The 26,413-nt window shown below is 56.9% G+C and carries 29 protein-coding genes; 13 read left to right on the top strand and 16 right to left on the bottom strand.

The window, feature by feature from the left end; genetic code table 11:
- Positions 1-40 precede the first annotated feature (40 nt).
- On the bottom strand, positions 41-727 hold the full coding sequence (locus AEAC466_RS23310) for a response regulator transcription factor (RefSeq protein ID WP_023456094.1): 687 nt from the start codon (positions 725-727) through the stop codon (positions 41-43).
- Positions 728-777: 50 nt separating this feature from the next.
- On the opposite strand from AEAC466_RS23310, the gene AEAC466_RS23305 reads away from it, so the two are divergent.
- On the top strand, positions 778-1,290 hold the full coding sequence (locus tag AEAC466_RS23305; protein ID WP_023456093.1) for a L,D-transpeptidase family protein: 513 nt from the start codon (positions 778-780) through the stop codon (positions 1,288-1,290).
- 21 nt (positions 1,291-1,311) lie between these two features.
- Here the strand turns inward: AEAC466_RS23305 and AEAC466_RS23300 are convergent, their stop codons facing one another.
- The gene (locus AEAC466_RS23300) at positions 1,312-1,983 is read right to left on the bottom strand and encodes a YggS family pyridoxal phosphate-dependent enzyme (protein WP_031237927.1); all 672 of its coding nucleotides are present in this window, start codon (positions 1,981-1,983) and stop codon (positions 1,312-1,314) included.
- Between AEAC466_RS23300 and AEAC466_RS23295 the strand changes: the two genes are divergently transcribed.
- A complete protein-coding gene (locus AEAC466_RS23295) occupies positions 1,977-2,609 on the top strand; it encodes a thiamine phosphate synthase (protein ID WP_023456091.1) in 633 nt (210 codons plus the stop codon). The two genes, AEAC466_RS23300 and AEAC466_RS23295, sit on opposite strands and share 7 nt — an antisense overlap.
- Before the next feature lie 2 nt (positions 2,610-2,611).
- Here the strand turns inward: AEAC466_RS23295 and AEAC466_RS23290 are convergent, their stop codons facing one another.
- Positions 2,612-3,067, bottom strand: coding sequence for an NtrZ family periplasmic regulatory protein (locus AEAC466_RS23290; RefSeq protein ID WP_023456090.1), 456 nt, complete (start codon positions 3,065-3,067; stop codon positions 2,612-2,614).
- A 494-nt stretch (positions 3,068-3,561) separates the two neighbouring features.
- Between AEAC466_RS23290 and AEAC466_RS23285 the strand changes: the two genes are divergently transcribed.
- From AEAC466_RS23285 to holA, 4 genes are all read left to right on the top strand, one after another.
- The gene (locus AEAC466_RS23285; RefSeq protein WP_031237924.1) at positions 3,562-4,083 is read left to right on the top strand and encodes a DUF3576 domain-containing protein; all 522 of its coding nucleotides are present in this window, start codon (positions 3,562-3,564) and stop codon (positions 4,081-4,083) included.
- 126 nt (positions 4,084-4,209) lie between these two features.
- On the top strand, positions 4,210-6,777 hold the full coding sequence (leuS, locus tag AEAC466_RS23280) for a leucine--tRNA ligase (protein WP_023456088.1): 2,568 nt from the start codon (positions 4,210-4,212) through the stop codon (positions 6,775-6,777).
- Positions 6,778-6,781: 4 nt separating this feature from the next.
- Positions 6,782-7,282: a hypothetical protein gene (locus AEAC466_RS23275; protein ID WP_023456087.1), complete on the top strand. Its 501-nt coding sequence runs from the start codon at positions 6,782-6,784 to the stop codon at positions 7,280-7,282.
- 6 nt (positions 7,283-7,288) lie between these two features.
- Entirely contained in the window at positions 7,289-8,341 is a 1,053-nt protein-coding gene (gene holA / locus AEAC466_RS23270; RefSeq protein ID WP_031237923.1) for a DNA polymerase III subunit delta, read from the top strand.
- 87 nt (positions 8,342-8,428) lie between these two features.
- Here the strand turns inward: holA and AEAC466_RS23265 are convergent, their stop codons facing one another.
- The 10 genes from AEAC466_RS23265 to hemE all read right to left on the bottom strand — a co-directional run bounded on the left by AEAC466_RS23265 (position 8,429) and on the right by hemE (position 18,558).
- On the bottom strand, positions 8,429-9,325 hold the full coding sequence (locus tag AEAC466_RS23265) for a ParB/RepB/Spo0J family partition protein (RefSeq protein WP_023456085.1): 897 nt from the start codon (positions 9,323-9,325) through the stop codon (positions 8,429-8,431).
- 19 nt (positions 9,326-9,344) lie between these two features.
- Complete coding sequence (locus tag AEAC466_RS23260; protein ID WP_031237922.1) at positions 9,345-10,136, bottom strand: ParA family protein; 792 nt, start codon at positions 10,134-10,136, stop codon at positions 9,345-9,347.
- A gap of 22 nt (positions 10,137-10,158) precedes the next feature.
- Complete coding sequence (gene rsmG / locus AEAC466_RS23255) at positions 10,159-10,785, bottom strand: 16S rRNA (guanine(527)-N(7))-methyltransferase RsmG (RefSeq protein ID WP_031237921.1); 627 nt, start codon at positions 10,783-10,785, stop codon at positions 10,159-10,161.
- Positions 10,786-10,790: 5 nt separating this feature from the next.
- Positions 10,791-12,662, bottom strand: coding sequence for a tRNA uridine-5-carboxymethylaminomethyl(34) synthesis enzyme MnmG (gene mnmG, locus AEAC466_RS23250; RefSeq protein WP_023456082.1), 1,872 nt, complete (start codon positions 12,660-12,662; stop codon positions 10,791-10,793).
- Between the two features lie 54 nt (positions 12,663-12,716).
- The gene (mnmE, locus tag AEAC466_RS23245; protein WP_023456081.1) at positions 12,717-14,045 is read right to left on the bottom strand and encodes a tRNA uridine-5-carboxymethylaminomethyl(34) synthesis GTPase MnmE; all 1,329 of its coding nucleotides are present in this window, start codon (positions 14,043-14,045) and stop codon (positions 12,717-12,719) included.
- A gap of 18 nt (positions 14,046-14,063) precedes the next feature.
- Complete coding sequence (locus AEAC466_RS23240) at positions 14,064-14,327, bottom strand: DUF6489 family protein (RefSeq protein ID WP_023456080.1); 264 nt, start codon at positions 14,325-14,327, stop codon at positions 14,064-14,066.
- A gap of 62 nt (positions 14,328-14,389) precedes the next feature.
- Positions 14,390-15,796, bottom strand: coding sequence for a transcription termination factor Rho (rho, locus tag AEAC466_RS23235; protein ID WP_023456079.1), 1,407 nt, complete (start codon positions 15,794-15,796; stop codon positions 14,390-14,392).
- Between the two features lie 235 nt (positions 15,797-16,031).
- Positions 16,032-16,481: a CopD family protein gene (locus AEAC466_RS23230; protein WP_023456078.1), complete on the bottom strand. Its 450-nt coding sequence runs from the start codon at positions 16,479-16,481 to the stop codon at positions 16,032-16,034.
- The gene (gene hemH, locus AEAC466_RS23225) at positions 16,478-17,527 is read right to left on the bottom strand and encodes a ferrochelatase (RefSeq protein ID WP_035428996.1); all 1,050 of its coding nucleotides are present in this window, start codon (positions 17,525-17,527) and stop codon (positions 16,478-16,480) included. The genes AEAC466_RS23230 and hemH overlap by 4 nt, the downstream gene beginning before the upstream one ends.
- Positions 17,528-17,529: 2 nt before the next feature.
- Positions 17,530-18,558 carry a uroporphyrinogen decarboxylase gene (gene hemE, locus AEAC466_RS23220; RefSeq protein ID WP_031237917.1) on the bottom strand — a complete coding sequence of 343 codons (1,029 nt, stop codon included), beginning with the start codon at positions 18,556-18,558 and terminating at the stop codon, positions 17,530-17,532.
- 456 nt (positions 18,559-19,014) lie between these two features.
- On the opposite strand from hemE, the gene AEAC466_RS23215 reads away from it, so the two are divergent.
- From AEAC466_RS23215 to dnaQ, 5 genes are all read left to right on the top strand, one after another.
- A complete protein-coding gene (locus AEAC466_RS23215; protein ID WP_031237914.1) occupies positions 19,015-19,866 on the top strand; it encodes a pyruvate, water dikinase regulatory protein in 852 nt (283 codons plus the stop codon).
- Between the two features lie 100 nt (positions 19,867-19,966).
- Positions 19,967-20,560: a Maf family protein gene (locus tag AEAC466_RS23210; RefSeq protein WP_023456074.1), complete on the top strand. Its 594-nt coding sequence runs from the start codon at positions 19,967-19,969 to the stop codon at positions 20,558-20,560.
- The gene (locus tag AEAC466_RS23205) at positions 20,557-21,408 is read left to right on the top strand and encodes a shikimate dehydrogenase family protein (RefSeq protein ID WP_023456073.1); all 852 of its coding nucleotides are present in this window, start codon (positions 20,557-20,559) and stop codon (positions 21,406-21,408) included. Before AEAC466_RS23210 ends, AEAC466_RS23205 begins: the two co-directional genes overlap by 4 nt.
- Positions 21,405-21,983 carry a dephospho-CoA kinase gene (coaE, locus tag AEAC466_RS23200; RefSeq protein ID WP_023456072.1) on the top strand — a complete coding sequence of 193 codons (579 nt, stop codon included), beginning with the start codon at positions 21,405-21,407 and terminating at the stop codon, positions 21,981-21,983. The genes AEAC466_RS23205 and coaE overlap by 4 nt, the downstream gene beginning before the upstream one ends.
- Before the next feature lie 140 nt (positions 21,984-22,123).
- A complete protein-coding gene (gene dnaQ / locus AEAC466_RS23195) occupies positions 22,124-22,813 on the top strand; it encodes a DNA polymerase III subunit epsilon (protein WP_023456071.1) in 690 nt (229 codons plus the stop codon).
- Between the two features lie 13 nt (positions 22,814-22,826).
- Here the strand turns inward: dnaQ and AEAC466_RS23190 are convergent, their stop codons facing one another.
- Positions 22,827-23,249: a response regulator gene (locus tag AEAC466_RS23190; protein WP_023456070.1), complete on the bottom strand. Its 423-nt coding sequence runs from the start codon at positions 23,247-23,249 to the stop codon at positions 22,827-22,829.
- A gap of 140 nt (positions 23,250-23,389) precedes the next feature.
- A complete protein-coding gene (secB, locus tag AEAC466_RS23185; RefSeq protein ID WP_023456069.1) occupies positions 23,390-23,881 on the bottom strand; it encodes a protein-export chaperone SecB in 492 nt (163 codons plus the stop codon).
- A 205-nt stretch (positions 23,882-24,086) separates the two neighbouring features.
- Here secB and AEAC466_RS23180 point away from each other — a divergent pair, with 205 nt between their 5' ends.
- A complete protein-coding gene (locus AEAC466_RS23180) occupies positions 24,087-24,758 on the top strand; it encodes a Tim44/TimA family putative adaptor protein (protein ID WP_023456068.1) in 672 nt (223 codons plus the stop codon).
- Entirely contained in the window at positions 24,755-25,939 is a 1,185-nt protein-coding gene (locus tag AEAC466_RS23175; RefSeq protein WP_023456067.1) for an MltA domain-containing protein, read from the top strand. Before AEAC466_RS23180 ends, AEAC466_RS23175 begins: the two co-directional genes overlap by 4 nt.
- 30 nt (positions 25,940-25,969) lie before the next feature.
- Here the strand turns inward: AEAC466_RS23175 and AEAC466_RS23170 are convergent, their stop codons facing one another.
- Complete coding sequence (locus AEAC466_RS23170) at positions 25,970-26,383, bottom strand: MAPEG family protein (RefSeq protein WP_235074031.1); 414 nt, start codon at positions 26,381-26,383, stop codon at positions 25,970-25,972.
- Positions 26,384-26,413: the final 30 nt, after the last annotated feature.

Raw genomic sequence — 26,413 nt, 5'->3', positions numbered from 1 at the left:
GCCGACATGAAAAAGCCGGGGCGCGACCCCGGCTTTCCAATCAGAACTGGAGGCGGTAGCCGCCGGCGTCCGTCATCAACAGGCGCGCATTGGCGGGGTCCGGCTCGATCTTCTGGCGCAAACGGTAGACATGGGTTTCCAGAGTGTGCGTGGTTACACCCGCATTATAGCCCCATACTTCCGTAAGCAGCTCTTCGCGGGTGATCGGCTTACCGCCGGCGCGATAGAGGTATTTCAGGATGTTGGTTTCCTTTTCCGTCAGGCGCGTCTTCTTCTGCGTCTGATCGACCAGCACCTTGAGCGCCGGCTTGAATTCATAAGGCCCGATGCGGAAGGTCGCATCTTCGCTGGTCTCATGCGAGCGCACCTGAGCCCGTATCCGCGCCAGCAGCACAGCAAACCGGAAAGGCTTGGTGACGTAATCGTTTGCACCGGCATCGAGACCGAGAATGGTGTCGGAATCCGATGTCTGGCCCGTCAACATGATTACCGGCGTAGTCAGCCCGCCCTTGCGCAGCAGGCGGCAGGCCTCACGGCCGTCCATGTCCGGAAGATCGACATCAAGCAGAATCAGGTCGGCATTGACGCTTTTTCCGAGTTTCAGACCTTCGGTACCGTTCGATGCCTGAATGACCTTAAACTCTTCATGAAGTTCAAGTTGCTCGGCCAAGGCTTCGCGCAGTTCGTCATCGTCATCGACTATAAGGAGGGTTTTTTGTTGCACCATGATCCTGTATCTTGTGTTTATCGTTATGACTAAGCAGCAAAAAGGCCACAATGGTCAAGAATTTTACTGCCCGTGCCGACGGCACGCTGTGCTTGAATGAACATAGGGTGCGTTGCGCCTTGGGAAAAGGGGGGCTGCGCCCGGCAAGCGAGAAAAGGGAGGGCGACGGCGCGTCTCCGGTGGGAATCTGGCCAATCCGTTATGTTTTCTACCGTCCTGACCGTCTGGACAGGCCCCAAACCGCCCTAAACTGTGTCACTTTGTCGCCAGATGACGGTTGGTGCGACGATCCCTCATCACCTGCCTATAACCAACATGTGAAGCTGCCCGTAGATTTCAGTCACGAGAAATTGTGGAGAGATGATCATGTCTATGATGTGATCGTCGTCCTTGGCCATAATGATGACCCGCCCGTAGCCGGCCTGGGGTCGGCCATCTTCCTCCATCTGGCGCGGGAAGATTATAGCGGCACCGAAGGCTGCGTGGCGATCGCGATGGACGATATGCGCGCGTTTCTGGCAGAGGCGCGGCCGGGTGACGGTATCGAAATCGCCCCAACCTGAGGCCATGACCGGACGCCGCTATCAGCGCGCGCCGAACAGCGCCGAGCCGACGCGAATTTCGGTGGACCCAAAGGCGATGGCCGTTTCGAAATCATCGCTCATGCCCATGCTGAGGTGGGCTATGCCATTACGTTCGGCAATCCGTTTAAGAAGCGCAAAATATGGACCCCGCGGTCCATCAACGGGCGGAATACACATTAGCCCATCGACGCTCAGTCCGTATCCGACCACGGTTTTAATAAAGGCGTCGGCATCTTTCGGCCAGACACCGGATTTCTGCTCCTCTTCACCGACATTGACCTGAACATAGGTGGAGACGGCCTTGCCCTGCCTTTGTATTTCCTCCGCGATCGCGCGGGCGATCTTTTCTCGATCAATGGTTTCAATGACATCGAAAAACGCCACCGCATCGGCGGCCTTGTTCGACTGCAACGGTCCGATCAGGCGCAACTCGAGGCCTGGATAGTTGGCGCGCTGGCCATCCCAACGTTCCATCGCTTCCTGAACGCGATTTTCACCGAAGCGGCGATGCCCGGCGGCCAGGACAGGCGTGATGGCTGCCCATGGCTGATTTTTCGAAACGGCGGTAAGGTGGGCGCAGTTGGGCAAGCGACCCGCATCGCTCAAGGCCTTGTGCATCCGGTCGATCAGCCTAGAATAGGTGTTCCCAGAATGGGCGTCCAGAGATGACATACAAGACCCGCTTTCAATATCTGTTCGATAAAGCCCGCGATATAGCGCAGGCCAGCGGCGCATTGAACCCCCAATTGCCGCCTCTGTTCTTCTTTACCGATCCGAAGCGGACCCCGCACCCCGAAGACATAGCCATTCACTTACCGACCGGCTGCGGTGTCATCTACCGCCATTTTGGCGAAGGCCACGCCCTCCAGCGCGCGCGCCTGCTGCGCAAAATCGCAGAGGATAACGGCCTGACCCTGCTGATCGGCGAAGACGATGCGATGGCGCATGAGGTTGAGGCCCACGGCGTGCACCTGCGTCAGGCAAGCCAAAATCGGGCCCGCGATCTGCGGATCAAGCATCCGCACCTGAAATTGACGGCAGCGTGTCATGACATGGACAGCCTACGCGGCCTGGACGGTGATAGCGCACTCGATGCTGTTTTTATTTCGCCCGTATTCGCCAGCCATAGTCCGTCCGCCGCCAATGTCGAACCCCTAGGGGCAAAGGGTGTGCGTGACTGGACCACTTTGACAGGCAGGCCGGTCTACGGGTTGGGCGGGATCACATACGACAATATCGCATCCTTGCATGACAGCGGCCTGTCAGGCATCGGCGCCATCGACGCATTTCATTTATAGATTTAGAATTTAAAGGTCGTTTCCAGACGCACGCGCGGCTGCGACTTGGCGTTCTCTACGACACGACGGGCCGCTTCCGGCTTCAAGGGGTCGGACTTTTCACCGAAACCCAGCGATCCGCCCACACGGACGGAAGGCGACAGCTTGTAATAGGCACCCGCGTCGATATCATTCGCACCGGACGGCGTGGTCTCGGGCTGGTTGATGTCGAACTTGACGCCCCACTTGCCTTGGAGATTGAACTGATAGACCTTGGACTGCGGCTTGGAGAAGCCAGTGGTATCATTGCTGATATAGCTTTCGCCCGCCGGCAGGTTCAGCGGCGTGAGGCCGAAAACATCTCCACTCGAGGCAGACGACTGCGGGCGAACAACCTTGGTCTGAGCCGACGCGACTGTGCTGCTTCCGGCGATCGCCAGAGCCAGGACAGGCACAAGAAAGGTCAGAACAGGTTTCATTATCACCGGCTTTAACGTCGTCAAATCCCTTGCTTCCCCGCTCATATCCACCGGTTCAGGCGGTCACTACGCAAAGATCACGAAGGATCAAACAGATATGCACATCTAATATGACATCGATGCGTCAATTTGGAATTAAGCTCTGTGGTCTTGTCCGTCAATTGAGATACCCACAAAAACAGCACCCTAGGGTCATTCGCCTGAAAGATGTGTTGAATCCGCCACGGATGGTTAACGGCGGGAGGGCATAAAATTGCCCATACGTCAGGCGTGACATAAAGAAAGCATAAGCCTTGTCGACCTGCCCCACATCCGCCCTTATTTGCTGTTGAGTTAACAAACTTGTGAAGGCACCCCTTGTCATACCCCCGGGCCTCCATGCTATAGAGACGTTCGGGCGCCTGACATATATGGGCATTGGGGCCAATAATTTAAGGATTTCCGGCGCTTTTTGAAGCACGCGCACGGGTCCACAGATGCGGAGTGATCATTCGATGACGACTATGCGGAAATCAGCCCTGGTCCTGGCTGCTCTTGGCGTTTGCCTGTCTTTCAGCGCCTGCGCCAGCTTGGGCAGCAAGTCGCAAACCACGGCATCCGCGAATACGACCACACCGGAGGGCGAGGACAAGATCAATTTAGGCAAGCTGTTTGGCGGCGGGAATAAATCGTCGAACGTTCAGGAAACCGCTGGTATTGGCGTCAACGCCTATTTATGGCGTGCATCGCTCGATACCATCTCCTTCATGCCCCTGACCTCGGCCGATCCGTGGGGTGGCGTGATCATCACAGACTGGTATGCCAATCCGCAAAGCCCGGACGAACGTTTCAAGACGACCATCTTCATTCTTGATTCGCGTCTGCGCGCCGATGCCTTGAATGTCAACGTCCAGAAGGAAGTCCGTCAAGGCGACCGCTGGTTACCGGCCGACGTATCGCAACAAACTCAGCTCGATATCGAAAATGCGATCCTGACGCGCGCGCGCGAACTTCGCCTATCGAACGTCAAGAACTAATCCCAGCCGCCCGAGCACATAAGAAAGCCGCCGCGGTTTAGTCCGCTGCGGCTTTTTTGTATTGGTTTGCAAGGCAACGCGCCCTATAAGCAGCCCACCTGTTTTCCATTCATTCGCACAAGATTTATGGCCCGTTACAATCCCAAAGAGACCGAACCCCGTCAGTTGCAACGTTGGGCCGATGCCGATGTCTTCCTGACGCAGCAGGACGCCGACAAGCCTAAGTATTATGTGCTGGAAATGTTCCCCTATCCGTCCGGCCGTATCCATATGGGCCATGTGCGTAACTACGCGATGGGCGACCTGGTGGCACGTTTCAAGCGGGCGCGCGGTTTCAACGTTCTGCACCCCATGGGTTGGGATGCGTTCGGCATGCCGGCGGAAAATGCGGCCATGGAACGCAAGATACACCCGAAAGGCTGGACCTACGACAATATCGCCGCCATGCGTGCCGAGCTGAAGCGACTGGGCCTGTCGATCGACTGGACGCGTGAATTTGCGACCTGCGACCCGGCCTATTACGGTCAACAGCAAAAGTGGTTCAACACTCTGTTGAAAAACGATCTGGTCTACCGCCGCGAAAGCCAGGTCAACTGGGACCCGGTGGACATGACGGTGCTGGCCAATGAGCAGGTCATCGAAGGCCGGGGCTGGCGTTCGGGTGCGGTGGTCGAAAAGAAGAAGCTAACCCAGTGGTTCATGCGCATCACGCGCTTCGCCGACGATCTGATCGAAGGGCTGACCACTCTGGACCGCTGGCCGGACAAGGTCCGCCTGATGCAATCCAATTGGATTGGCAAGTCACGCGGCCTCAAAATGACCTGGCCGTTCGCGGACGGCGAAATGGGCGGAAAAACCGGCGTCGAGGTTTACACCACCCGGCCGGACACCCTGTTCGGCGCCAGCTTCATCGCCATTGCCGCCGATCACCCTTTGGCCCAGGACGCTGCCGCCGGAAATCCGGACCTGGCCGCCTTCATCAAGACGCTCAACAAGGGTGGCGTATCCCAGGCCGATATCGACACCGGTGAAAAGCTTGGCTTCAACACCGGAATCAAGGTCAAGCATCCGTTCAAGGACGGAGCGACACTCGATATCTGGGTCGCCAACTTCGTCCTGATGGACTACGGCACGGGCGCCATCTTCGGCTGTCCGGCGCACGATCAGCGCGACCTGGACTTCGCCCGCAAATACGGCCTGTCGGTGACAGAAGTCGTATTGCCGACCGGCGCCAATCCCGACGAATTCCGCGTTGGTGACGAAGCCTATACGGGCCCCGGCCATATCTTTCACTCGGACTTCCTCGACGGCCTTGACATCGAAGCGGCAAAAGACGCCGCCATTGCCCGTATCGAAGGCATGGGGCTTGGCGAAGGCGCAACCGTATTCCGACTGCGGGATTGGGGCGTATCGCGCCAGCGCTATTGGGGTTGTCCTATTCCGGTCATTCATTGTGAAGACTGCGGTGTGGTGCCGGTTCCGGACGATCAGTTGCCCGTCACTCTGCCCGAAGACGTAACCTTCGACGTTCCCGGCAATCCATTGGAACGTCACCCGACATGGAAACACGTCAAATGCCCGCATTGCGGCAAGGATGCGCGTCGCGAAACCGATACGCTCGACACCTTTGTTGATTCCTCCTGGTATTTCGCGCGTTTCACCGATCCAAAGGCGGAACAGCCGATAAACAAGGCCGCCGCCGATTACTGGCTGCCGGTCGATCAATATATTGGCGGCATCGAGCACGCTGTTTTGCACCTGCTTTACGCGCGCTTCATTACGCGAGCTCTGAACCATTGCGGCTATCTGGAGGTCAAGGAACCGTTTGCCGGTCTGTTTACCCAGGGCATGCTGACGCACGAAACCTATAAGACCGCCGCTGGCGCGTGGGTTGAGCCCGGCGACGTCGAGGTCAGCAATGAGGGCGGCGTCCGCACAGCCACACAGGTATCGACCGGCGAAGTTCTGACCATCGGCGATATCGAAAAGATGTCGAAGTCCAAGAAGAACACGGTCGCACCAGAGGACATATTCAATACCTATGGTGTTGATTCAGCAAGACTTTTTGTGCTTTCTGACTCGCCGCCCGAACGCGATGTGCAGTGGTCGACCTCCGGTGTAGAAGGGTCCTGGCGCTTCACCCATCGCGTATGGGATCAATTCGACAGCTTGCCCGAGGAAGATGTTCCGTGTACGGATGAATTGGCCGCTGCGGATTTGTTGAAAGCCGCCCACAAGACGGTGAAGTTCGTTACCGAAGGTTTTGAAAGCTTCCGTTTCAATGCGGCAATAGCAAAGCTGTATGAATTCGTCACGATCGTCCGCAACGCCGATATCGCCAAAACCGGTTCGAAGGCACGCCGCGAGGCATTGACCTTGCTGGCCGGACTAATCGCGCCGGTTACACCGCATCTGGCCGAAGAATGCTGGACGCGTCTTGGTCATGATGGCCTGATCGCCGCCGCCGCCTGGCCAAAATTCGATCCGGCCCTGGCGCAGGACGACGTTTATGTCATGCCGGTCCAGGTCAATGGCAAAAAGCGCGGTGAAATTTCCATACCGGTCGGTGCATCCGAAGACCAGATTCGCGAGATGGCGCTTGCGGACGATGGGGTAAAACGGCATCTTGACGGTGTATCGATCCGCAAGATCATTATCGTGCCGAACCGAATTCTCAACTTCGTTGTAGGGTAACTGAATGCGCCGCGTCGCCAGACTGATGTTCGCCGGGGTTATCGCCCTTATGCCGGTCACCCTTACCGGCTGCGGCTTTGTGCCTCTGTATGCGCAGCAAGGCTTAACGGCCAATATGGCGCAGATCGGTATTGAGGTGCCGCAAACCCGTACCGGTTATTTCCTGGAACAGAACCTGCGCAATGGTTTTGGCAGTGATGACACGGCCCAAAAGCGCTACATGCTGACCGTCAAAATGACCGAAAAGCGCTACGGCGTTGGCTTTCGCGTCGACGATACCTCGACACGTTCCGAATTGAACAGCTCGGTTACATACGTGCTGACCGATGCCGCCACTCATAAGGTTATGTATCAGAACAGCTTCGTCGAAACCGTCTCCTACGATACGGCGCCGTCACCCCTGACCGGCGTTATCGCCCAGCAGGACGCTCAGGAACGCGTGGCCTCAGCCATTTCGCGTAAGATTCAAACCGAGCTGGCGGTTTATTTCCACGAAAAGAAATAGCCTGTGGTGAAGCTGGCCAAACGCGCCGAGATCGACGCCTTTTTCGCCAAGCCCCCCGCCAACACGGCCGGGGTTCTTATCTATGGCAAGGACCGAAGCCAGGTCATCGAACGCTGTACTGTCCTGGCGAAGCGTATCGTTCCCGACATCACCGATCCCTTCAATGTGTCTATTCTCACCGATAGCGACATCGAAGCAGATCCTGCGCGCCTGGAAGGGGAGTTGCAGTCGCTGTCTTTGATGGGCGGCCGACGCTTGATCCGCCTCAAATTCTTTTCCGAGAAAGCTGCTCTGGACAAGGCGGTGGCCGCTAGTCTCAAGGCCCACGCCGCAGGGGAATTCAACAAAGACGCCTTTATCATCATTGAGGCCGGCGGGCTTGGCGGCGATTCCGCCCTGAGGCGTCTTGCCGACAGCGACAAAAACCTGGCCTCCGTCGCGTGCTATGAAGACGAAACGGGCGACATAGTACGCATGGCCCGCGAAGCCTTAGCCGCCGACGGCGTATCGCTCAGCACCGGCGCCATGGATATTTTCGCGCAACGCCTGCCGAAGGAACGCGGCATTGCGCGCCAGGAAATCGAACGGCTTATCCTGTTTATCGGACCGGGGTCGCACAAGACACTGAACGAAAGCGAGTTGCAGGAATTTCTCGGCGTCGAGCCCGAAGCATCCCTGTTCAAGGCTGCGTCAGATGCGTTCGGCGGCCGCATGAAACAGGCGCAGGCCGGGCTAAGGCGCGCTTTTGCCGAGGGTGAAGGCGGCGCCGATGCCATGCGGGCCCTGAGCCTTCAGTACAATAAGCTGAAGCTGCTCAAGAGCCATTTGGAAAAAGGCCTTGGGACCAAGGAGGCCGCACGCAATGCCGGCGTCTTCTGGAAGGACGAAGATGATATGTTACGCCAGGCCAGGGCCTGGAGTTTCGACGTGTTGGATGGGCTGGCGCGCGATCTGATCGATGCCGACAAGCAATGTAAATCCACAGGCATGCCGGACCTGCTTATTGCCGAGCGGCTCTACCTGCAAATCGCCGGCCGAGCCGCCCGTATGGGTGTGTAAGGCAACGCTCTGTCGCGAATCTGACGGGCAAATGCCCGACGGCCAACATCAGATTCGCCACAGAGCGGAATTATAAAAATTACTCAATTATTTCATTAACTTACGACAAATTTCGTCAAGCTGTTCCAGCGTTGCATAGCTCAGGCGCAGCTCACCACGCCCTCCCCGGTCGTCCAATTTGACGGTCAGGCCCAATGCCTCCTGCAGGTCCTGTTCTAATGACAGGGTGTCGGCATTTGGCGCAGCCTTAACCCTTGGCGCGGTGGCCTGCTTCGGTCCCGCCTGTTCGTCCCGCACCAACTGCTCCGTTTGGCGCACTGACAGCCCTTTGGCGATAACCTTTTCCGCCAAGGCCGTCGCGTTTGCCGATGTGATGAGAGCGCGGGCATGGCCAGAAGATAACCGGCCATGCATGACATGGTCCTGAACGCCTTCGGGCAAGGCCAGAAGACGGAGGACGTTGGCAATGTGAGAGCGCGATTTGCCGACGACCTGGGCCAATGCCTCCTGGGTGCGGCCGAAACGATCCTGCAACACCTTGTAAGCGCGCGCTTCTTCAATCGCGTTCAGATCGGCCCGCTGCACGTTTTCGATGATGCCGATTTCCAGCACATCGAGATCGTCCATCTCACGGATGATAACAGGAACGGTGTGAAGCCCGGCCTTTTGGGCTGCGCGCCAGCGGCGTTCGCCGGCAACGATCTGGTAGTACCCGGCCTGACCAGGTGCGGGCCGAACAAGAATCGGCTGCAAGATCCCCTTTTCCCGGATGGACGCCGACAGCTCATCGATCTCGGTATCGTTAAACAGACGACGCGGCTGATCCGGATTACGAACAAGCAGTTCGATCGGCTGCTCCAGACCGCGCACCTGCTCGACGCTGCGTTCAGCAACAGCGGTCGCCTCTGTCCGCGGGCTGTTTGTATTCTGATCGCCAAGCAATGCGGATAGCCCGCGGCCTAAACCTCTATTTTTTTCAGACATATAGTTTCTTTCTTACGCGTCAGGCGGCCTGGGCGCGGCGCGAGCGTTCGCGCGAGACGAGCTCCTTTGCCAGCCGGATATAGGCCTGGCTGCCGGAACATTTCATATCATAGATCAAGGCCGGCTTGCCGAAGGACGGGGCTTCCGAAACGCGCACATTGCGCGGTATGACCGTGTCGTACACCAATGCGCCGAAGTGCGACCGAACATCGCGTTCCACATGACCGGACAGCGCATTGCGACGGTCAAACATGGTCAGGACGATACCTTGCAGGCTGAGCTTCGGGTTCAGGCTACCGCGCACCAAATCGATGGTACGCATCAATTGGCTCAGGCCTTCCAGAGCGAAAAACTCGCATTGCAACGGGACCAGAACTGCATCGGCGGCGCTCATCGAATTCACCGTCAACAGGTTGAGCGACGGTGGACAATCGATGAGGATATAATCGTAGGGCGGGTTTTTTTGGTCCAGCCCGTCCAGCGCGTCACGCAGACGATAGGATCGCCGCTCGGCTTGACCGAGTTCGATTTCCACGCCCGACAGATCGGGGTCCGAAGGCAGCAACCAAAGGCCCGGCACAGCCGTACTCACGGCCGTATCACCAATGGGTCTCTGGTCGACGATGACGTCATAAAGCGAACTGGCGCGTTGCTTCTTCGGCACACCAAGGCCGGTAGAGGCATTGCCTTGTGGGTCAAGGTCGATAAGCAAAACGCGTTCGCCAATCGCGGCAAGAGCGGTGCCCAGGTTGATGGCGGTGGTGGTTTTTCCGACGCCGCCTTTTTGGTTGGCGATAGCCAATACCCGCACCTTGCGTTCGGTTTCGAGGAATTTATCGGGCACGACGCAGCCTCCGGATATGGACCACGCGGCCGCGCGGATCACTGATGGACTCAGTCTGTTCTACGTCAAAGCGCCACGTTTTTCCAGCTTCCTTCAGTTCACTTTCCACGTTTTCCCCCTTTAAAAACCAAGCTTCCGCGCCGGCTTTCATATAGGGTTCGGCAAAGCCCAAAAGCTTAGCCATCGGGGCCACCGCGCGCGCGGTCACGACATCAACCGTGACCCTTACATTCTCCGCACGATCATTGATTACGCTGGCCGGCAAGGTCAGGTCATCGACAACCGTTTGCAGAAAGCGGCATCGCTTGGCCAGGGATTCGACCAGATAGACTTTAGGTGTCGGGCCGTCGGCATGCTTAAGCAGAATGGCGAGGACAAGGCCGGGAAAGCCCGCACCTGCACCGAGATCCGCCCATGTCCGGGCGGCAGGGGCACGATCGAGCAACTGGGCACTGTCGAGAACATGCCGTGACCAGTAGTCAGGCAGCGTCGCCGGCCCGACGAGGTTCATGACCTCGTTCTGCGCCGCCAAGACCGTATAGAGGTGCATCAGGTCATCTACGGCTTCGTGTTTCACGTGAAACAGCAGCTTGGCCGCCATTTCATCCGGCGTCATCTGAGTCATGCCGTAAGCTTGGCCTGATTACGAACATAGAAGAGAAGCGTCGTCAGAGCCCCTTGTGTTATGCCCTCTATGCGGCCAGCTTGACCCAAGGTGTGAGGCCGTATCCGATTGAGCTTTTCGCGCGCTTCGTTGGACAGGCCGAGTATGGCCAAATAGTCGATATCGTCCGGCAGGACGAGATTTTCATCCTTGCGGAAACTCTCTATCTCTGCCTTCTGCCGCGACATATAGCCGGCATACAGAGCATCGATTTCAATCTGCTCATACAACGCTTCCGGCCAGGCGGCGATTTCCGGCCACAGTGTCTCGAGCCGCTCCCGACTACAACTGTCATAGGCCATCAGTTGACTAATATTCCGACGCTGGCCGTCACCGTTGACCTGAATGCCTTGGGCCAGCGCTTCCTTGGGTGTGGCAACCAATTCCGCCGCCCGCGTGCGAATGGCATCCAAAGCCGCCTTCTTCTCTAGCCAGGCCACCTTTCGCGTCGCACCCACAACGCCGATAGCCAGGCCGCGATCCGTCAGCCTTTGATCGGCATTGTCGGCGCGCAGGCTGAGACGAAATTCGGCGCGGCTGGTAAACATGCGATAGGGTTCGGTGACGCCACGCGTCACCAGATCGTCGATCATGACGCCGATATAGGCTTCGTCACGACCGAGCACGGTCGGGCTATATCCTCCTGCCCGCGCCGCGGCGTTGATCCCGGCCATCAAACCCTGCGCACCCGCCTCTTCGTAGCCTGTCGTCCCGTTGATCTGGCCTGCCAGGAACAGACCTGGCAGCGGCTTCAATTCAAGCGTCGGATGCAGTTCACGCGGATCGACATAGTCATATTCGATCGCATAGGCGTAGCGTTTGATGACCACATCCTCGAGACCGACGATGGTGCGGATGAAGGCATCCTGAGTAGCCTCGGATACGCTGGTGGAAATGCCGTTGGGATAGACAGTGGTGTCGTCGTAGCCTTCGGGTTCAAGGAAGATTTGATGCGATGTCTTATCGGCGAACTTGACCACCTTATCTTCGATAGACGGGCAATAACGCGGACCGCGGCCTGACAGATGTCCGCCATATACCGCGGACTCCTGAAGACGGTCAGCGATGATCTGATGCGTCTTTTCGTTTGTATAGGTAATCCCGCAGGCAATTTGGGCCCGTTCAATCGATGGCGTCAGCATCGAAAAGGGTTGAATCGGATCATCGCCCAATTGTTGTTCCAGCCGATCCCAATGGATGGTTTTGCCATCGAGGCGGGCGGGCGTACCCGTCTTCAGCCTTCCCATGTCGAGCTTCAAATCATAGAGGCGTTGCCCCAGCCCATTGGCAGGCGCATCTCCCCACCGACCGGCGGCAATGCGCTTTTCACCAATGTGAATGACACCTCGCAAGAAAGTACCCGTTGTCAGAACAACCGCCTTGGCCAGATAGTTCGTGCCCTCGCCATCGATGACCCCCATGACGGTATCGCCGTCCAGAATCAGGTCTTCGACAGCCGCTTCGACAATGGTGAGGTTCGGCGTCTGCGCCAACTCGGCCTGCACCGCCTCGCGATACAGTCTGCGGTCGATCTGTGCACGCGGTCCACGCACCGCGGGCCCCTTCGATTTGTTGAGAACCTTGAACTGCATGCCGCCGATATCGGCCATGCGTCCCATGATCCCGTCCAACGCGTCAATCTCACGCACCAGATGCCCCTTACCCAGTCCTCCGATAGCCGGATTGCACGACATCTCACCCAAGGTCGCGGCCTTGTGCGTCAACAAAAGTGTCTGCGCGCCCATGCGCGCAGACGCCGTTGCAGCCTCACATCCGGCATGGCCACCGCCAACGACAATGACGTCCCACATGGTTTTGGGTTTACTCATAAATCTCACTCTGAATAGGAAGACGCCGCCTATACCATATAGGTGCGGCGGGCGCTACTTGCCGATGCAAAAGCTTGAGAAGATGACATCGAGCACACCCTCGACATCATAACGCCCAAAGAGCGCCTCGAAACTGTTCAAAGCCGCGCGAATGTTTTCCGCGGCCAGTTCGGGCACCACCAGATTTGAGCGTATGGCCGCCGTCAATTGATCACGTGCGTCTATCAGCCGCTCGACATGACGTTGCCGGGTGGCGGCGGGAAAGTTTTGAACGGCCAGCTGTTCCCCCACAATGGCCTCCAATTTGGACACAAGGTCAGGAAGGCCCACAGCTTGTGAGACGCTGACGGCAAACACCGATGTTTCACGTGAAACACGTAAGGCCGCGACGGCTTGTCGCTCCGCATCAAGAGCCTCATCGATCTTATTAAAGACCATGAGATCGCCGGCACGAAAATCATCCGGCAAGGCGGGACGTGTGCTGTCGATGACCCAGATGCGCAAATCGGCTTCATCGGCCTTGGCGCGGGCCCTCCGAATTCCCTCCGCCTCCACCACCTCGTCCGTCTCACGCAAGCCGGCGGTATCGTAAAGCAAAACCGAATAGGGTCCGATACGCAGTTGCGCCTCGATGATGTCGCGCGTGGTGCCGGCAATAGGTGTAACAATGGCGGCTTCTGACTTTAACAAGGCATTGAAGAGGCTGGACTTGCCGGCATTAGGTTCGCCTAGAATGACGATGCGATAGCCTTCTCGTATCTGGCGGCCCCGATGCGAGTCGGCAATGGCCGCCGTCAATGTCGCTTCGAGCGACCGCATCCGCGTCAGGATGGAGTCCACCAAACTATCGGGAAGGTCTTCATCCGGGAAGTCGATAAACACTTCAAGACGCGCCAGCAGATCGACCAGGTCCGACCGCCAAACCTCATATTGTCGCTTGAGCCCACCGCCCATTTGCGTGAGCGCTTGACGGCGCTGCGCCTCGGTTTCTGCATCGACCAGGTCGGCTATGGCTTCGGCCTGGGTTAGGTCGAGCTTCCCGTGTTCCAAGGCCCGACGTGAAAATTCACCGGGGGCCGCGAGTTTGAGACCGAGTTCGTTGAATATGGCGTACAGACGATCCAAAATCGCCCGCGAGCCGTGAACGTGCAACTCGACGCAGTCTTCACCGGTAAAACTGTTGGGCGCTCGAAACCAAATGACAATGGCTTCATCGATAACATCACCCTGCCATGTTAACGACGTGTAGGTCGCCTGACGCGGCAGAAGAGTTTTTGATGTGAGGTATTTGACGGCATTTAACGCCTCTGGACCGGAGAGTCTAATGATCGAGACCCCGGCTCTGCCCTGGGCGGACGCCAGAGCGAATATGGTGTGTTTCACGTGAAACACTCCTTTGTACTACTTGTCAGTCTTACCGGTATTGAAGGGGTTTAGAGAGGCCTGAGCTGCACTCTGCATTAGCTTCATAAACTGGTCCTGAGCGTGAACGCCTACGCTCGACCAGGACTTCAAAATTTCTTCCGGCTGCATTGAGTGAATATTGGCTTCGACCCGCTTGCGCATCTGTTCGACCATAAAGTCGTTCAGCGGCTGGACGTCGGGAAGACCCAGAAACGCCCTGGCCTCTTCAGGTGTGCACTCGATGTCGAACGTAACCTTCATTTCAAGCTCCGAAAATATGACAAATCAGCCTGAACTGGTCAGGCTGATTTGGCAAGTGATCCTTAGGTGTTCATCGATTGGAAGAACTCGGCATTGTTCTTCGTCTGCCTCAACTTGTCACTGAGGAATTCGATGGCATCCTGGGCGCCCATCGGATTGAGGATACGGCGCAGAACATAGGTCTTTTGCAGATTAGTCTTTTCCGTAAGCAGTTCTTCCTTACGGGTGCCGGACTTAAGAATATCCATGGCCGGGAATACGCGCTTGTCGGCGACCTTACGGTCGAGCACGATTTCAGAGTTACCGGTGCCCTTGAACTCTTCGAAGATGACTTCGTCCATACGCGAACCCGTATCGATGAGCGCGGTTGCGATGATAGTCAAAGAGCCGCCCTCTTCGATGTTACGCGCAGCGCCGAAGAAGCGCTTGGGACGTTGCAACGCATTGGCGTCGACACCACCGGTCAAGACCTTACCGGATGACGGAACGACGGTGTTATAGGCACGACCCAGGCGCGTGATTGAATCGAGCAGGATAACCACATCGCGCTTGTGTTCGACCAACCGCTTGGCCTTTTCAATGACCATTTCGGCGACCTGAACGTGGCGGGTTGCGGGCTCGTCGAAGGTCGAGGAGATGACTTCGCCGCGCACGGTGCGCTGCATGTCCGTCACCTCTTCGGGACGTTCGTCGATCAGCAGAACGATCAGATAGCAATCCGGATGATTGGCTGCGACAGACTTGGCGATGTTTTGCAGCATGACCGTCTTACCGACGCGCGGCGGCGCAACGATCAAACAACGTTGACCCTTGCCGAGCGGCGCGACGATATCGATGATTCGGCCGGAGCGATCCTTGATCGTCGGATCTTCCATTTCCATCCACAAACGCTTCTCCGGATAGAGCGGCGTCAGATTGTCGAAATGGACCTTATGACGGATGTTTTCCGGGTCTTCGAAATTGATCGAGGTGGTCTTCAGGAGGGCGAAATACCGTTCGCCTTCGCGTGGACTGCGGATCGGTCCTTCGACCGTATCGCCCGTACGCAGGCCATAACGGCGGATTTGTTGCGGCGAAACATAGATGTCATCCGGACCGGGAAGGTAGTTGGCTTCGGGCGACCGCAGGAAACCAAAACCATCCTGCAAGACCTCGATCACACCGGAGCCGGTGATTTCAACGCCCTCTTCGGCCAGCGCCTTCAACACCGCAAACAGCATGTCCTGCTTGCGCATATTGCTGGCGTTCTCGACGCCAAGCGACTCGGCAAAGGTCAGCAGGTCCGTCGGCGATTTGTCCTTGAGGGTCTGAAGCGACATCTTCTGGCCCGTCATCGAACCTTCGACGATTTCTTCATCACCCTCTTCTGTTTCCAGATCGGCGTCCAGCGTATCTTCGGTTTGGGGCTCCGCGCCTGTCTGCGCCTCTGTTTCGGGCGTAGGCTGTTCGGATTGGGTTTCGTCTGTCATGGGTGTATCTCTCGTGTGTTGATACGCGCGAGGACTTGCAAAGGGTCAAAACCCCTGCAATCGCGATCGTATCCCCTGCCCCTTTGGCTTAAATGCTTGAAAAGGCTGATAAATGTCATTTGAAGTGGCTGTTCCGCAGAACGCGGGGCCATGGTGCCGATACCGGCTATCGCTGGATAGGTACACCAACGGCGCACAGAATCAAGAAAAACTTCTGCGGCTGGCGATCAACGACTTATCTGGACCCGTATTCCAAGGTTACCGACAACACCATGATAATTGCCAAAAGGAACGGAACTTCATTTATCTTGCGCCAGAAGCTTTCCGTCCCGATCGGTTCACCCCGTTGCAGCTTTTTGAAACGCGTACTCAACAGGTGGTGATAGCCGGTCATGGCGACAACCCCCGCCAGTTTGACCAGTATCCACGTGCTCAGCAACGACTCCCAATGAGCATGGAAGCGCATGTAGAGAAGAATGCCGCCAAATATCCAGGCGGCGATCATCGCCGGGTTCATGATGATGCGTAACAGATTGCGTTCCATGACGTTGAATACGCTTGTCACGGCCGGCACATCGGCATTCTTGATATGATAGATAAACAGACGCGGCAGGTACAACAAACCGGCCATCCAGGCGATAACCGCCAGGATATGCAGCCCCCTTACCAGATCATACCAGTTCATGCCGACTTCCTTTTCGGACAGAATTTGTGGCACCGAGCGCAATCATGATCGCCGATGACAGACGACTTCGACCCGATCGCCTTTAGTATCTCGTCATTCAACGCCTTGATATAGTTCGGGTCGATGCCGAGCGCGGGCAGCCGAATATAGTCCTTCACCCCTGCCCCGCTGGCCAGATGCGCATATTCGATATCAAGCTCAACCAGGGTTTCGATATGCTCCGACACGAAGGCGATAGGCACCAGGATAATCGATTTGCCGTCCTTGCCTGCCTTTTCAATCGTCGCATCCGTCGACGGCCCGATCCATTTCATCGGCCCGACCCGACTTTGATAACAGATGGTATGCTCGACGGCGCCGCCCAGAGAGGTCATGATCCGGGCGACACAGGCCTCGACCTGCTCCTTGTACGGATCGCCGCGCTGGATAATGCTTTCCGGCAGTCCGTGCGCCGAAAACAACAGGCGGTAATTGACCGGGTCCTTGATCGTTTTCAGCTTCGCCGCGATCATGTCGGCATGGGCCTTGATGAAATAATCGTTGTCAGCGTAGCAACACACTGCGCTCACCTTGGCAGCCCCTTTATACGCCTTCTTGAAGGCCTGAAAGGATGACAGGGTCGTGGTCGATGAAAATTGCGGATAGAGCGGCAGAAGGACAATTTCCTCCGGGTTCCACGCCTCTATCTCCTTCACCGTCTCCTCGATGAACGGATGCCAGTAACGCATACCGATAAAGACCTTGGCCTCAATCCCTTTTGTACGCGAAATATAGGCCTGCAATGCGTCAGCCTGAGCCTGGGTTTCGGCCAGAATCGGCGACCCACCGCCCATATAGGCGTAATTTTTTCGCGCCGATTCGGCCCGCCGGCTCGAAATCAGGGACGCAACGCCCTGGCGCAAACCAAATGGCAGATTAATGATATTGCGATCGGCAAACAGGTTGTAGAGAAACCCCTGCACATCTTCAGGAGCCTTGGGACCACCGAGATTGAACAACAGGACCGCAACCTTGGTCTGCGCCACCGCTTCGCCGACTGAGCGCATTTTCATCGACCCCGAATTCGTTGTAATACCTGCTCGACATGAGCCATGGGTGTATCCGGGAAAATGCCGTGCCCAAGGTTGAAGATCAAGGGCCCCTGCCCCCAGCTTTGTAAAATCAGATCGACCGCCGCATCCAGCGCCTTTCCGCCCGAGCGCAAGACGACCGGATCGAGCGCGCCCTGGATCGGCACCTTTTTCTGCAATTCGACCCCAAGCGTCATTGGCGTTGCCGTCCCCAGTCCCATGCCCTGGACCGGCACGGCGTCAATATAGTCGTGACATCGGGCTTCGGCCCCACGCGGAAAGCCGATGATAGGCAATGTGACGCCCAGCGCCCTCACCCGTTCGATAAGTCGAACATGCGGCTGAATGACCAGACTATCGAAATAAGGATCCGGGAACCCTTCTGCCCAGCTTTCAAAAATCTTAAGAACCTGAGCGCCCTGATCCGCCTGCATTTTCAGATACCAGGCCGAGGCCTCGATCACGATATCGAGCAATGCCATCACCCTGGCCTCGTCTTCGTAAACGAAGGATCGGATCAGGCTGCGATCATGCGCCTTCTTACCGTTGAGCATATAGGTCATAACGGTCCACGGCCCACCGCAGAATCCGATCAGCGTCGTCTCCGGCCCCAACTGGGCTTTCACCCGTGCGACGGTCTCACCCACATTCTGCAAGGCCTCTCCGGCAAGCGGCGCCTTTTCACGCATAATAGCCAGATCAGGCAGTTCACCCAATATCGGCCCCTCACCTGCCGCGAAGGTCAAATCCTGACCCAAGGCCAGGGGGATCATCAGAATGTCCGAAAAGAGTATGGCCGCATCAAACCCGTACCGTCGGATAGGCTGAAGGGTCGCTTCCGCAGCCTTTTCAGGGTTCAGGCAAAAATCGACGAAGCCGCTCGTCGTTGCCCGCAAGGCGCGGTACTCCGGCAAGTAGCGCCCGGCCTGACGCATAAACCATACGGGTGGTACCGACAGCGTCTCTCCGCTGAGAACCTTTAATATCGATGGCTGGGTCACGGTCATATGTCAATCCGGGGTAAAACGTCGAACACGTCATGACCCATACTTAAATAAAAGAAAAGGTATGAAGGAGTTATAGAGGGCAGGGAAAGTGCGCAAAAGTGTCGCAGATTTGCCGGGATTCACCGGTTTTTCACATGAAGACAGAGAAGGTTAATGAGTTCTTAACAACCCTGTGAATGATTGGGATAATTAACCAAATGTTAGGAATAGCTAATAAATTCCTAACGCGATGTCGTGCCGCCTTGTGAATGGTTAATGAACAGTTAACTTACGCACAGACAGCCATAAGGATTTCATACAGTTTTGTGACATGCGGATAATCGACGGGTAAAAACGCCAGTTGTGCACCCTTATCCAATGGCCTTGCGGCACCAACCGAATTATCGGATGATCATCCCCAAACGCTCCCGACTTATCCCGGGCGGCCATCCACCGTTCCTTACACAGATATATTTCATGACCTCGCCTTCTTCCAAAATCGGCAGCTACTTTCACGTGCACCTGGTGTCGGATTCCACTGGCGAAACACTGAACGCCCTAGCCAAGGCGGCAGCGGCCCGTTTTGAAGCCATCCTGCCGATTGAGCATATCTATGTGTTGATCCGCTCTGAAAAGCAGATGGAACGCGCCCTGGCCGAAATTGAAAGCTTCCCCGGTATTGTTCTGCACACCATCGTCGATATGGAATTGCGCACCATTCTGGAAACACGGTGCCGCGAACTGGACATGCCGGCGATTGGGGTTCTTGATCCGCTCGTGGTTGCCTTCTCCCGCCACCTCGGCGCAGCCGTATCGAAACGCGTCGGCGCCCAGCACAATCTCGACAATGAATATTTTGAACGGATCGAAGCGCTTAACTACGCCATTGCCCATGACGATGGTGCGGCGGTGGATAAGGTGCGCCAGGCTGATGTCGTCCTGGTCGGTGTTTCGCGTACGTCAAAGACCCCGACCTGTATCTATCTGGCCCACCGCGGCATCAAGGCGGCCAACATCCCCCTCGTCCCCGGACGTGAGCCGCCGGAAGAACTCGACCAGCTCAATATCCCCCTGATTGTCGGCCTGATTGCGTCTCCGGAGCGGCTGATATCCATCCGCAAGAACCGCCTGCTGACCTTAAACGACGACCGCCCCTCCTCCTATACGGATCAGGAAGCCGTTCGTCAGGAAATCATTCGGGCCCGTCGCCTGTTCGAAAAAAAGGGTTGGCCGGTGATCGATGTGACCCGGCGATCCATTGAGGAAACGTCGGCGACCATCATCAGCCTCTTGAACGAAAAGCGGACAGGGCGGCTGGGCGGTATCTGAGGGGGCGTGCATCACGTCTCCGCTATTTGCGCAATGACCGGTCACGGGTTATGGCTCCCCCTGCCCGTTTCTGGATTTATTTTCTGCATAAAAGACCAACATGACTGACCTTATCCTTGCCTCCGCCTCTGCGTCCAGATCGGTGCTTCTGACCGGCGCTGGTATTTCGCATACAAAAATCCCGGCGCATCTCGATGAAGACGCCATCAAGGACGATTGCCTGATGCGCGGCATGTCGCCGAAATCGGTTGCCTTGAAATTGGCCGAGGCCAAAGCCCTTCACGTCTCGCAATCGCATACTGGTCTGGTTCTGGGCGGCGACCAGGTGTTGCAACTCGAAAAAGATCTCATCAGCAAATCGAACACGCTCGACGAAGCCCGCGCCCTGCTTCGACGCATGAGTGGTCAGACCCATTACCTGCATGCCGGCATGGCTTTGGCGGAAAACGGCATTATTGTCTGGTCGAATGTCGAAACGGCGGAAATGACTGTGCGGACTCTGAGTGATGCCTTTATCGACCGCTATATCGCGCAGACGGGCGAAAAGATCCTGTCGGCGGTCGGCTGCTATATGTTGGAAGGCGAGGGCGTGCATCTCTTTGATACCATTCGCGGAGATTATTTCACGGTTCTGGGACTGCCTCTTTTGCCGCTTCTGGCTCAATTGCGTAATATGAAGGTCTTGATGGCATGATCCAGTCGCTTCCCACCGGCGCGGCCATGGTGGCCGCCATTGTTGGCCAGCCGGTCCATCATTCGATGTCGCCCTTCCTGCATAATGCCTGGCTGCGTCACCTGGGTTTGAACGGCGTCTACGCCGCTTTCGGCCCTAAGGACGAACATGCCTTTGACCGCCTGATCCTGTCGTGCCGGTCAAACGGTATAAAGGGTTTGAATGTCACCGCGCCGTTCAAGGGTCAGGCCCTGGCCCTGGCCGATACGGTCGCCGACAGTGCGCGCCGGTGCGGTTCGGCTAACCTGCTGACATTTGACGACGACGGTTATGTCCATGCCCAGAGCACTGATGGGTACGGGCTGGTCCGCGCCTTTGAGCTTCAGGCACCTGATTGCGATTTGACCTCAGGCGCCGTGGTGATCATGGGGGCAGGAGGCGCGTCGCGGGCTGCGGTTGCCGCCATGCTGGACGCCGGCGCGCCTGAGGTCCGCATTGTCAACCGAACCCTGGCGCGGGCCGAAGAGCTTGTCTTTGCGTTTCAGGGTGAGACGGTAACGGCTTATGAGCTAAGCGATGTCGATCGCGCCTTTTCCGGCGCTGTGGCGGTGATAAATGCCGCGTCTGGCGGCCCTTTGCCCTTGTTTGATGCGCTGGATGATGGCGCGACCGTCATGGACATGACCTATCGCCCGCTGCGCACAAACTGGCTGAAGGCCGCGCAGGAAAAGGGTCTGAAGACTGTCGATGGCCTCAACATGCTGATTGAACAGGCGCGCCCGTCGTTTGAAGCCTTTTACGGCGTTCTGCCGGACGGCGCTTTTAACATCCGTAATCTCGCCCTTGAATATCTTGGGGAAAGCGAATGATCGTCCTGGGCCTGACCGGCTCCATCGGCATGGGGAAATCGACCATAGCGGCGATGTTCGCCGACGAAGGCGTGCCGGTTTGGGATGCGGACGGGGCCGTACATCGCCTCTATGCCGAATCCCAGACGGTGAAAGATCGCCTTACCGCCGCCTTTGGTGATATCCTTACCAACGGTGTGGTCGATCGCGTCAAATTGTCGGCGGCGCTGAACGGAGAGGCGGCTAATTTTGAACGGCTGAACGCGATCGTTCATCCGGCGACGGTCGCCGATCGTCAGCATTTTGTTGCGCAACATATCGATGCGCCGCTTATCGTTGTCGATATTCCGCTGCTGTATGAAACCGGCGCAGAGGCCTTTCTGGACAAGGTTTTGGTGGTCAGTGCGCCTGCGGAGGTTCAGGCGGCGCGGGTCCTGGCGCGCCCCGGCATGACGGCTGAAAAATTTGCGACCATTCTGGCGCGTCAGATGCCCGATGCGGACAAACGCGCCCGGGCCGACTTCATTATCGATACCTCGCAAAGTCTCGACGACTGCCGTAACGCCGTTCGTGCCCTGATTGAAAAATTAGCGTAGAGCGAAAAAATTTAGACGGAGTTATACTCGCTCTAGCGCTTTGATTTTGCATCATGTTTATCCAAAAAGTGGCGACCACTTTTTGGCATGATGCTCTAGCACCCTTTACAAATCAGCCGCACCTCCGCACTTAGGGACACATGGCGTTAGAAATTGTTCTCGATACGGAAACCACTGGGATTGACCACCGCAAGGGGCATCGCCTGATCGAAGTCGGCTGCATCGAAATCGAAGATCTGTTGCCGACCGGCCGGACCTTCCATCGCTATATCGATCCGGAACGTGAAATCGAGGCTGACGCCATCCGCGTCCACGGCATCACCAATGAAATGGTGCGCGGCAAGCCGAAGTTTGGCGATCTCTGCGACGAACTGGCAGAATTTATCGGTGACCGAAAGATCATCGCCCACAATGCATCCTTCGACCGCGGCTTCATTAATATGGAGATGGAGCGTCATGGCCGCATGACGACGCCGGATCATCAATGGATCGACACGCTTGAAATCGCCCGGACCAAATTCCCTGGCGCGGCCAATTCGCTTGATGCTTTGTGTCGTCGTTACAATATTTCCCTGGCTGAACGCGATCTGCACGGCGCCTTGATCGATGCGCGTCTGTTGGCCAGCGTTTATCTTGAACTGCTGGGCGGGAAGGAGCGGGGGCTCGATCTCGAAATGGCATCGACCCGTGCTCAGGCGGCGGCAACCGCTGCCCACACAAGCTACGGCCCGCGCCCGCGTCCCTTAGCATCGCGCATTACGGTTGCAGAGGCCGAGGCCCATGAGGCCTTTGTCAAAAAATACCTGAAAGAAAAGTCGCTCTGGAATTAAACACCCAGGTGGTTCAGGCGGCGAGACGTCCGGCATTCGATCTCAGAAGCCACAACATGTCCTCAAGCGTGTCCATGTTTACCGGCTTAACCAGATGCAGGTCAAACCCCGCTTCCGCTGTTTGCCGACGCGTCTGACTGTCACCCCATCCGGTCTGGGCGATTATTTTTATACCGCTTAAGCCGGGCATTGTGCGCAGGGCTCTGCCGACCTCAAGCCCGTCCATATGCGGCATACCGATGTCGAGCAAAACGACGTCCGGACGGAAATCCGTTGCCAAGCGCAGGGCCGACTGACCGTCATGGCAGCTGCGAACGTCATAGCCCATCAATTCCACAGCCCAATGTAGCGTATCGGCGGAGGCTTCGTTATCGTCAACGACCATGATGCGCATGGCATTTTCGCTTTTTTCAGCGGCAGGCAATTCTTTTGTCATTACTCGAACATCAGGCGGGAAGGGCAGGGGCCGTCTGCCTAGCTGAGCCGGAATAAAAAATCGCTGTGGGTTTGCATTTACCACGAAAAACCCCGCCAGACGCACTGGCGGGGCGATACTTTGTCAGGATATCCGAAGGATTAGGCCTGGCCTGCGGCCTGCTGCACCTGGATATTGGCCTTTTGCTGTAAATACAGCGAGCCAAAATCGATCGGGTCGAGGAAGAAGGGCGGGCTGAAGCCGCCATCGGCGGTCGCATCGGCGACGATGCGGCGCGCGAACGGGAAGAGATAGCGCGGGCATTCGACCAGAAGTGTCGGCTCGATCATTTGCTCAGGGATGTTGCCGAGCTGGAACAGACCACCATAAACCAGTTCGATGGCGAACATAGGACCATCGGGGGTCGTTGCCTTGACGGTCAGCTTGACATCGACTTCGAACAGACCATCCGGACGGCCCTTGGCGCTCATTTCGACACCCAGATCGACTTCCGGACGCGATTCCATACGCAGGCTATTGGGCGCACGCGGATTTTCGAACGAGAAATCGCGGATGAATTGCGCTAAAACCTGCATCTGAGCGGGTGGGGTGTCCATAATGGGGGCGCCGTTCGGGGCGGGCGTATCGGTCATGAATATTGGCTCCGGTATCTGTCACCGGCGCCTGAAACACGGTCTGCCGGTAGGTGTGGGAACGCTGCTAACAGATAAGAAAATTTTAAGCAATAAAACGAAGAGTTCCGTTTCGCGAAACTTCCCCTATATAAGTTGGTGAAGTACGCGTTGAACGTCTCCGGAATGGCCTTTGCCGCCGGGAAAACCAAAAAGAGATACCGCCGTGAACAATAATGTGATTGCCCTTATCGTATTTGCCGTCGTGGCGGTCGTGATCCTGGTCAATCTATATAATGTGCTGGGCCGCAAGGTCGGCTTCCGCGCCGAGGAAAAGCCGGCCAATATCAAGCCCGACGGTGAGGTCGAGGTCGGTGTGCGCACCGAACGCCTGACCGAGAGCCCACGTGTGCCTAATCTCGAGGCTCTGAAGACGCGCGACGTCAATTTCAATGAAATCAACTTTCTTGAAAAGGCGCGCGAAACTTATGAACAGGTCGTTCTGGCGTTTCACAAGGGGGAATTGGACGCGATCAAGGATCGTTTGTCGGAGCGCGTGATGCAAAGTTTCAGCCAGGCTGTGGACAATCGCGATGCGCCACCTAAGGAAACGCTGAGTTTCGTCGACCAGCCCAAGGCCGATCTCGACCTTATCGATTTCAAGGAAGATGTGGCGCAAATCCGCGTTCGTTTCCTGTCGGAACTGGCCTATGAAGATCCCACGGCTGAACCTGTTGTCGCGACGGTCACCCCAGGAAGCAAGGCGTCGGCGAAGAACGAGCCGATCAAGCCCCACAAGACATTCAAACGCACCGCCGAATATTGGACGTTCCAGAAAGCGATGAAGGCGGCAAACAGTCCGTGGCTGCTGACCAAGGTAGAGGCGGCCAAGGCGTGAATTTGAAGGCCGGACTAGCCGTCATGGGCGCGCTGCTTGTTGCAGCGTGCGCTGAGACCCCGACTAAGACGCCGGTGGTGACCGGCCCGCATCCCGTACCGCCGGTTACTCGCCCCGAGCCGGCGAAGACGCCTTTGCCTTATCTGCCTAGCCCCGTGCCGGAAGACAGACGACTGTCCAATTTGCCGGGCTGGGGTCAGAGCGACGCCTTTATTGCGCTGGAAGCGCTGCGTAGTACTTGCGTTTATAAAAAGGGTCGGCAATATGTTCAGGTCTGCGCCGATATGGCGAAGCAGGAGTTCAATTCTCCTGTAGAAATCATGGCCTTCCTGAATGCCCGATTGCAGGTCGAACCTATCGAAGGCACCGGCCTCATGACCGGCTATTACGTACCGGACTACGAAGCCCGCCACGAACCCGACGCCGAGTTTTCCGAGCCCGTCCGCATGAAACCGGCCGACCTGCTGGTGGTCCCCGGATCGCAACTGACCCCGGCGTCAAGTGCAGCGAAAGTGGCGGCGCGCAAGGTGGGCGACCTGTACATGCCTTACTTTACCCGCGCTGAAATCGAGCAGATGCCGCCGAATTTCGGTGCGGGGCCAGCCTATTACATGCGGCCGGAAGACTATTTCTACATGCAGCTCCAGGGCTCGGGTTTTCTTGATCTTCCCGACGGGAGCCGTGTTTATGCCGCCTATGCCGCGGATAACGGCTGGCCGTTTGTCGGCATAGCCAAGGTGATGACCGAACGTGGCATATTGGAAAAGAACCAGACCTCCGGTGACAATATCCACGCCTGGCTGGCGGCCCATCGCGGGCCGGAAGCGGCAGAAATCATGAATGCCAATCCACGCTACGGCTTCTTTTCGATCCAGCCGGAAACGACAGACGCAGTGGGTGCATCTGGTCTCGCCCTGCCGGCGGGGTCGGCGATCGCTGTCGATCCGTCTCAGAACGATCTCGGTGATCTATTCTGGATTGATGCCAATGCCGGAACCCTAAAAGACGCCTTTCCCGAATATCGTCGGTTGGTTTCAGCCCTAGACACGGGCGGTGCGATCAAGGGGAAGATTCGCGCGGACCTCTATGTCGGCCATGGCCAGCGCGCGGGATCGGAAGCTGGACGTATCAAGCACCAGCTTAAAATGTGGCGGATCGTGCCATACGTTCCCGCGTCCTGACCGACGGGTCTTTACCGCTTGAAGACGGCTTTAAAGGCCAAATCCGATCCAGACCGCTTGGATGCACAAGAGGCCCAGGACTGCTGAACTGGCCAGGAACAGGCAAAAGCGAATGATGGTGATATTGGCCGTTGCCTGAACCAGCGAATGGATGATGCGAAGGGCGACGTAGAGCCACGCTAGATATTCGAGGTCCGGATTTGACAGACCACTCAGATAGATACCCAGGCACAGGGCGTAGAACAGGGTCGGCTGTTCCATCAGATTGTTATAATTATCTGCCGACCATTGCGCCTGGGGCGGTAATTGGCAGGTAATGTCGCTTTGCAGCCGCGCTTCGGTGAGCGTATAGCGCAGCAGGGCTGGCAGCCTGCGGACATATAGCCACACAAGCATGATCATCGACCAGGCGATCAGCGCGAGAACAGGTTGGATCATAGTCATGAGACTATGCGCTTAAAACCTGAACAATCG

Source organism: Asticcacaulis sp. AC466, assembly GCF_000495815.1.
Lineage (GTDB): Bacteria > Pseudomonadota > Alphaproteobacteria > Caulobacterales > Caulobacteraceae > Asticcacaulis.
This window is presented reverse-complemented; position numbering and strand designations above follow the sequence as displayed.